The sequence below is a fragment of the Halpernia frigidisoli genome, from assembly GCF_900113805.1.
GTDB classification, from domain to species: Bacteria; Bacteroidota; Bacteroidia; order Flavobacteriales; family Weeksellaceae; genus Halpernia; species Halpernia frigidisoli.
The window spans coordinates 1-7,881 of the sequence record NZ_FOQT01000007.1 but is presented as its reverse complement, the minus strand read 5'-3'; the positions used below and the strand labels follow the sequence as shown (position 1 = coordinate 7,881).

Here is a 7,881-nt window from a genome sequence, read left to right as displayed (position 1 = left end):
ATCGCAAGTTTAAACATTTTAGATATTTCGAATATTAATTTTTAATAGCAAAAGTCGGTATTTTTAGCCGCACCATCGCCAATACGCAAAACGTTGTAGGCAATTTTTTATGAACAGTATTCTAACAATAATAATTGGACTTTTATTTTCAGTTTGTTCTTATGGACAAGCCGCAAATATTGACAGAACAATTTCGTTTCAAGAAAGTATTCTTTTACGCAACTTTTGGACAGATTTTAGAAGCGCTATTATAAAAAAGGACAAAGACAAACTAGCGAAACTTTGTGAATTTCCATTTTATTGCAGACCTTGTATTGACGACACAACTCTTAAAATTAATAACCATATCACAATCAAGGTGACCAAGAAATTATTTTATGAAAGTCAATATAAGGAGTTTTTTGACAAACGTGTTAGCAGTGAAGTTGAAAAGCATAAAATTTTTGAGACTTACATTTTTTATCCAACTTTTGACGACAAAAACAAACATAATGGATTTATGTTTTCATACACAATTGTTGCGCCATCAAAAAAATGGGAAGGTTCACAAGGCTTTATTTATCTGAGTAAAAAAAGTGGAAAATTTAAAATTACCGGAATAGACACAGTGCCATAAAACTGCCTACAACATCGGTTTGGCAATATGGCGGGTTTTGTGCTAAATCGAAGATTTGTGTTATTTTCGAAGTTTAGTGATAATAGAAAGTTTCGGCTACTTTATCCGCCACATCGCCAAGCCGAGAAACGTTATGCCTCACCCTATGACAACCGACAGTGCTAACATTAAACCGACAGAAAAAATGAATAGAAATACATACAAGACAGAAAAGCCAACCGCACATTTAGCACATTTGGTTTTGCCCGACACACAAACCAACGCTTCGCAAAACCAAAAGAGCTAAATTTTGCCACCGCACGACACCTCTACAACTAATGATTGACAGTTCAAAAATAGCAGACATATTAAACAACTCACCAAGCGTTGACCTTCTGAAACTTCGGAACAGAGAGGTTATTATCACTTTTTTAGTCAATACTTTTTCAAATCAGCAAGGAACAATTTCATCAGAAAGAATACACAACCAACTAGCTGACTATTTAGAAGCTGTTCAAGTAGAAATTGATGAAGAAAGTGAAATTTTATTTTCTGACAACTACGAAATTAAAGCTAAGAAATTTGTTCAAAATTGGACAAACAAAGGCTTTCTGACAAACTACCAAGACGAAACAGGAGAAATATATTATGAACTTTCATCGCATTCAAGCAAAACGCTGGACTGGCTTTCAGGTTTACAAAAAGAAGAATATGTAGGAGCTGAATCAAAATTCAAAAATATCATAAATCAATTAAAAGAGCTTGTTGAGTTTACAAATGAAGATACTGAAAAACGAAGACAATTACTAGAAGACAAAAAACTTGAAATAGAACAACAAATACAAAGAATTGAAAGCGGAGAAGATATAAAAGTATTCCAAGATTTTGAAATAGTTCCTCGTTTCAACCAACTAACTAAATCAGCTAAAAAATTACTTTCTGACTTTAAAGAAGTTGAAGATAATTTCAAAGTAATAACAAGAGATATTTATCTTAAACACGCAGAAGGTAGCTTAACAAAAAGCAATATTCTTGAATTTACTTTTGATGCAATTGACGAGCTAAAAAACAGTCCACAAGGAAAAAGTTTTTATGCTTTCTACACTTTCATTCTTACACCTGCATTGCAGGAAGAATGGGGGAACTTGACAAAGGAATTATATAAAACACTTGAAGATAAAGAAATTGAGATTTCAGACTACTTTTTAAAGGGAATGAAGAAAAACCTGCACTCTTCTGGACAAAAAGTTTCAAAAGCCAACGATAAGATGGCAGAAAAGTTGAGCAGAATAATCAGGGAAAACGAAGCCTCAAAATCAGAGATTACAAAAAATATTATTCAAGATATTAAGAAATATTTAATCGAATTGAGTAAAGCAAAAATAAAACCTGGTGTTTCTTTTGAATTGGAAACAGACATTGAGATTAATATTCCATTTGAGAGAAAACTCACTTTTGAGCCAAGTGAAGAAATCACGTATAAAACAAAACCAAAATTAGCAGACGAAGACATTTCACACTCTAACCATTTAAATAAATTATTCAACCTTTCTGCAATTGACAAGGAAATCCTTAGGAAGAGAATTAAAGAAGTTCTTAGAGATAAATCTCAGACAACAATAGCGGAAGTGATTGAGAACTTTGGGGGAATTGAAAAAGGATTGCCAGAGCTTTTTGGTTACATTGGAATCGTAAAAGAATTCAAACATTCCATAAATCCTGATAAAAAACAACGAATTCAATTTGATATTGAAAATAAAAAATCAATTCAAATACCTGAAATAATTTTGACCAAATGAGCAATTTAGAAAGAAACACAAAACCATATTCCAAAGCAATTGTAAAATTGCTGAAAGGTGCTATTGAGAGAAATCGAAACTCGAATATTTGGGATGATGTCGTAAATTATCAAATAGAAATTCAAGATTACATCAGCCAAATTGGTTTGGAATTAATCGTTAAAAAAGAAGAAGGATTTGCATTTGTAAAACAACTTGAGGACAGTGAAGGCAATACATTAAATCTTGTAACAAGAAGGCAAATCGGGTTTGAAACATCAATTGTATTAGTCGTGTTAAGACAAAGCCTTGAAGAATTTGACAGCAATCCTACTCAATTTCAGGTTTTCGAAAAATTCATTACCGATTCTGAAATAAAGGAAGAAGTAGAATTATTCCTTCCCGAAAAATTTAACCGAGTTAAATTTTTGAAAGAGTTGGATGGTTACATAAATAACATTGTCAAGTTGGGTTATTTATCCGAAGTGAGCAAAAAGGAAAATGAAACTAAATACCAAATTCAAAGAATAATTAAAGAGAAAGTCACTTTAGACATTCTTCAAGCGTTTAAACTAAAATTACAAGAAAATGTTGAGTCTATTTAGTACAAGTTCAGACAAGGCTGGATTTAGACTTCAATATATGGAAGTTTACAATTGGGGCACTTTTCACGAAAAAATATTCAGAATAAATCCACAAGGAAATAATTCACTTTTAACAGGTGCAAATGCTTCGGGCAAAAGCACTTTTATTGATGCTTTGCTTACGTTACTCGTTCCTTTGAAGAAAGACCGATTTTACAATCAATCTTCTGGCGTTGAAAAAAAAGGTGACAGAAGCGAAGAAAGTTATGTTCTAGGTCATTACGGCAATATACAAGAAGAAGGCAAAATGAGCACGAGTACTCAAATGCTGAGAGCTAAAAATGATTATTCTGTGCTTTTAGCTTCTTTTTCTAATACAGATTTTAAAACAATAACCCTTTTTCAAGTGAGATGGTTTGGTTCAAATGGAACACTAAATACAGCTTTTGGAATTGCACACCTTGCTTTAAATATAGAACAAGATTTCACAGATTTTGATGGAAAAGGCAATTGGAAAAAGCGACTTGATAACAAATACAATTCCAATTCAAATAAAAAGAAAGTTGAATTTTTTGATGGTCCTACTTCGTATGGCGAAAGAATATCAAATGTTTTTGGAATGCGGTCAATAAAGGGATTGAGCTTATTTAATCAAGTTGTTGGTGTAAAGGTTTTGGAAGATTTGGATGAATTTATAAGAACCAATATGCTTGAAGAGTATAAAGAAGATAACGAAAATGCAGAGGAAAAATTCATCAAATTAAAATCCAGTTTTGAAACCTTAATCGATGCTAAAACGAACATAGAAAAAGCCAAAGAACAAATTGAGCAACTAAAACCAATCAATGAAATAGCAATTGAATTATCCAATATTCAAAATGAACTTAAAACGCTAAGTCTATCTAAAGAAATGGCGGTTTATTGGTTTGCAAAAAAATCAGTTGAATTGTTTGGATTAGAATTATCCAAAATCAATATCCACTTAGGTATTCTAAATGATGAATTGTCAAATCTCAAAGCAAAGGAAACCGAATTAAAGGGAGAAGAAAGAAGTATTGCACTATCTATAGAACGAGAAGAGGTTTATAATAAAATCAAAGAATTAGAAAGAGAGATAAAAAATCTTGAAAGATTAAAAGAAGCTAGAAATACCAAACTTGACCAATACAATAAACTGGCACAAAGCATTGAATTAAATACAAATCCAAGTGAAGAAAATTTTAAAGCAAATCGTGAAAGTGCAAGCAACAAAAAAACGGTATTAGAATCGGATAGATTGAAAAACGATGAAAGACTAAGAATAGCTAAAAATTTGCAAGATAGTTTCAAAAATCAAATAGAGGAAGGCATTGAAACTATTAAATCGCTACAAAAGAATAGAAACAACATTTCAGGAAGAGTATCTGAAATTAGAGATGACATTTTAGAACATATTGGTGCAAACAAAGAAGAATTCCCTTTTATAGGAGAACTAATTAAAGTAAAAGATGATGAAAGTGAATGGGAACTTTCGACCGAAAAGATTTTACACAATTTTGCTTTAAGGCTTATTGTTCCTGAGAAATATTACACAAAAGTGAATGAATATGTAAATAGGACTGACTTAAAAGGAAAAATTACATACCAACGTTACAAGGGTTTTACTTCTTTGTCTAATATGGCGGATAAAAACACCTCAAAAAATACACTTGTTAATAAGATAGAATTCAAACCAAAAAGTATTTATATAGATTGGCTTGAAGACATTATTACAAATCAATACAATTATACTTGTGTAAATGATTTAAAAGAGTTTAGTCTTTATGAAGAAAAAGCAATAACGAAAGAAGGTCTAATAAAATTTGGAAAAGGAAAGCACGAAAAAGACGACAGACTCCATACTTCAAAAAGAGAAAATTATGTTTTAGGTTGGGATAATAAAGACAAAATAAAGTTTCTTCAAAACGAAATAAAAGACCTACAAGAAAAAGAGAAAACGGCTTTACAAGAATCTAGGAGTATTAGCCAAAGAATTAAAGAAATCGAAGTTAAAAAAGAGGCTTACGCTGACCTCTTCAAGCTGTTCACGAAATATGATGATATCGATTGGCAAACTTATGCAAATCAAATTCAGGAAAAGGAAGTAGTAAAAAAGAAATTAGAAGCTACAAATGATAGAGTAAAAACGCTTCAAGAACAATTAAAAAAAGTAGAAGCCGATTTAAAACAATTGACAGATGTTGAAATTAATAACAAGAACAAAGAAATATTTCAGTTAGAAGAAGTTACGATTAAAGGAATAAATACTGATTTAGAGAGCAATCAAAAACTACTTGATTCGATTGGTAGTAAAGATATTTTGGAATTTGAAAATGTAAATCCTGAATTACTCAATGTTAGCTTTTCGACAATCAAAAAATCTCAAACTGATTTCCAAAACGATACATCAAGTAAAATTGGGAAATTGAATAATGAAAAAGGCAATAAAGAATCGGATGTTAGAATAAAAATAAATGCGTTCAAACAGCCGAACGAAAACATCACTACAAAATTCAAAGACTGGCGTTCTGATGTGAGCAAATTGCCTGAATCCACTAATTTGGATTTAATTGAAGAATATCAAACCTATTATAAAAAATTAGTCGAAGAAGATTTGGTTCGATTTGAAAAGAAATTCAAAGAATATTTACAAGAAACGATTACCAACAAAGTTGGCGATTTTAGAATGTTTTTTGAAAATTGGGCAGAATCCATAAAGTAAAATATAAATCACTTAAACGAATCATTAAAAGGGATTGATTTCAAAAGTTCGCCAGTTACTTATATTCAGCTTGTAGCTCCAACAAAAATTAGTAATGAAGTAAAAGACTTTAGAAATTTATTACACAATGCTATTCCAGACTTTAAAAAAATGGAAGAAACTATTGACGGTAGAGAAAATCATTTTAATAACAATATCGAGCCTTTAATTAACAAGTTAAGCAAAGAAGACTGGAGAAAAAAGGTAATGGAAGTTCGTTCTTGGTTTAGCTACAAAGCAGAAGAATTCTACAAGGAAACCAATCAGAAATTCAAAACCTATGAAAATATGGGGCAACTTTCTGGTGGTGAAAAAGCACAATTAACTTATACTATTTTAGGGTCTGCCATTGCATATCAATTTGGACTGACAAAAGAAGGATTACAAACAAATTCCTTTCGTTTTATTGCGATTGATGAAGCATTCAAGGCACAAGACGAAGATAAGGCTCGTTATCTAATTACTCTTTGTAAACAGCTTCATTTGCAACTTTTAGTAGTAACTCCAAGCGACAACATACATATTGTTGAAGATGCAATTTCATTTGTTCATTTCGTAGAAAGAAAAGAGGAGAAATACTCTTGGCTTTATGATATGCCAATTGAGCAATTTAAAGAAGAACGAGAAAATTTCATCAATAAATGATAAGTCCGAACGAAATAAAAACAAAGGCAGAAAGGAAATACTTTTCCTTTCTGCAATCTATTGTTCAAGCAATACCATTTTCAAGAATTGTTATTCTTGGAGACAAAACCTATAACAAAACCACAATTTCAGATTTTCAAAAGGAGAGTTTGGCATTGATGAATCAATCAAAAGAAAAAAAAGGATTTGGATTTACGTTAGATTATCAAACTATAAAAACAAAAACAATTGGAACACAACAGCTTCCGACAAGCATTTATTTTGATACTGAAAAAGACTTTTTAAAATTCTTAGGTAAAGAAAAAGAAGTAGAAAATTTTATAAATGACTGGCAAACAATTAACACCAATTTTCTTGAATTAAAAGACTGGCTAATTAAAAATCCAACAAAAATAATTCAGCATCAAGGCAAATGGGAAAGCATTTTAAAAGTTTGTAACTATTTCAAAAATAGTCCGAAACCAAACCTTTATATCAGGGAATTACCAGCAAATGTTCACACTAAATTTATTGAATCCAATCAAAGTATTATAAGCGAATTACTTGATATAATTATCCAAAACCATATTAATCTTAACGAAAAAGAATTTGAAAAACGTTTCAATTTGAAGTTTCGTGAACCATTAGTTAGATTTAAAATATTAGACAAAAACATAAGCGAAAACTATTTTTCAGGGCTTAATGATATTTCTATTCCTATTAGTCAATTTGAAAGTTTAAAACTTCCTTTAAAACAAGTTCTTATTGTTGAGAATAAGACGACACTTTATACGACTTTGACATTGCCTAAAATGGATAATACAATTGCAATTTTCGGACAAGGTAATGCAGTTACAAATATTCAAAACGCCAAATGGTTAGACGACTTAACCGTTCTATACTGGGGCGACATTGATGCTCACGGATTTGAAATACTATCAAGAATTAGAAAACACTTCAAGCACACTAAAAGTGTTTTAATGGACAAATCAACCTTTGACAAATACTTTGAAAATGATTCAGGCAAGCCGACTACTGACACAACAACCCTTAATTTGACTGACAATGAAAAAGAACTTTACAATCTTCTAAAGACAAATAATTGGAGACTTGAGCAAGAAAAAATACCATTTGACTATGTTAACAGACACTTTGACAATGAATAAGCCGACCCTTCGCAGTCATACACATTTGCAATTCGCACAAGCCAACGCACAGACCAAAAATTGCAAAAGAGTATGCCTGCCCAACCGCACAGACACAGAGACTTTGGACAGACAAACAACGACCGAGAAAGAAGGGCGAAGGCATAACAGGCGTTTGGCAAAAGTGGCGGTTCAGTGCTCCGCAGACACATTTGTGGTCAATCAAAGTTTGGTTCTCCGCATCAACATTTGTGGTGAAAATCGCCACCTTCGCCAAGCGCCAAAACGTTATCTGCAACCTCTACTAAATTGCGGACTAACAAAAATTTGAAAAGGTCAAAAAAATCAATATTAATAGTATTTAACTTAGAGTTAA

The 7,881-nt window shown here is 31.5% G+C and carries 6 protein-coding genes; all 6 read left to right on the top strand.

From position 1 onward, the window contains the following. Positions 1–109: 109 nt before the first annotated feature. Complete coding sequence (locus tag BM238_RS14160; protein WP_090082880.1) at positions 110–616, top strand: hypothetical protein; 507 nt, start codon at positions 110–112, stop codon at positions 614–616. A 317-nt stretch (positions 617–933) separates the two neighbouring features. Next, complete coding sequence (locus BM238_RS14155; RefSeq protein ID WP_090082875.1) at positions 934–2,394, top strand: DUF3375 domain-containing protein; 1,461 nt, start codon at positions 934–936, stop codon at positions 2,392–2,394. Then, on the top strand, positions 2,391–2,978 hold the full coding sequence (locus BM238_RS14150) for a DUF4194 domain-containing protein (protein ID WP_090082872.1): 588 nt from the start codon (positions 2,391–2,393) through the stop codon (positions 2,976–2,978). Before BM238_RS14155 ends, BM238_RS14150 begins: the two co-directional genes overlap by 4 nt. Positions 2,979–3,015: 37 nt before the next feature. Then, entirely contained in the window at positions 3,016–5,697 is a 2,682-nt protein-coding gene (locus BM238_RS14145; RefSeq protein WP_233742011.1) for an ATP-binding protein, read from the top strand. Positions 5,698–5,847: 150 nt separating this feature from the next. Next, on the top strand, positions 5,848–6,381 hold the full coding sequence (locus tag BM238_RS14565) for an SbcC/MukB-like Walker B domain-containing protein (protein WP_233742010.1): 534 nt from the start codon (positions 5,848–5,850) through the stop codon (positions 6,379–6,381). Beyond that, the gene (locus BM238_RS14140; RefSeq protein ID WP_090082870.1) at positions 6,378–7,526 is read left to right on the top strand and encodes a Wadjet anti-phage system protein JetD domain-containing protein; all 1,149 of its coding nucleotides are present in this window, start codon (positions 6,378–6,380) and stop codon (positions 7,524–7,526) included. Before BM238_RS14565 ends, BM238_RS14140 begins: the two co-directional genes overlap by 4 nt. Positions 7,527–7,881 lie beyond the last annotated feature (355 nt).

Bases quoted from the DNA above. Each gene is read 5' to 3' on its own strand.
- BM238_RS14140 (WP_090082870.1), top strand. From the start codon at position 6,378: ATGATAAGTCCGAACGAAATAAAAACAAAGGCAGAAAGGAAATACTTT.
- BM238_RS14155 (WP_090082875.1), top strand. From the start codon at position 934: ATGATTGACAGTTCAAAAATAGCAGACATATTAAACAACTCACCAAGC.
- BM238_RS14150 (WP_090082872.1), top strand. From the start codon at position 2,391: ATGAGCAATTTAGAAAGAAACACAAAACCATATTCCAAAGCAATTGTA.
- BM238_RS14565 (WP_233742010.1), top strand. From the start codon at position 5,848: ATGGAAGAAACTATTGACGGTAGAGAAAATCATTTTAATAACAATATC.
- BM238_RS14160 (WP_090082880.1), top strand. From the start codon at position 110: ATGAACAGTATTCTAACAATAATAATTGGACTTTTATTTTCAGTTTGT.
- BM238_RS14145 (WP_233742011.1), top strand. From the start codon at position 3,016: ATGGAAGTTTACAATTGGGGCACTTTTCACGAAAAAATATTCAGAATA.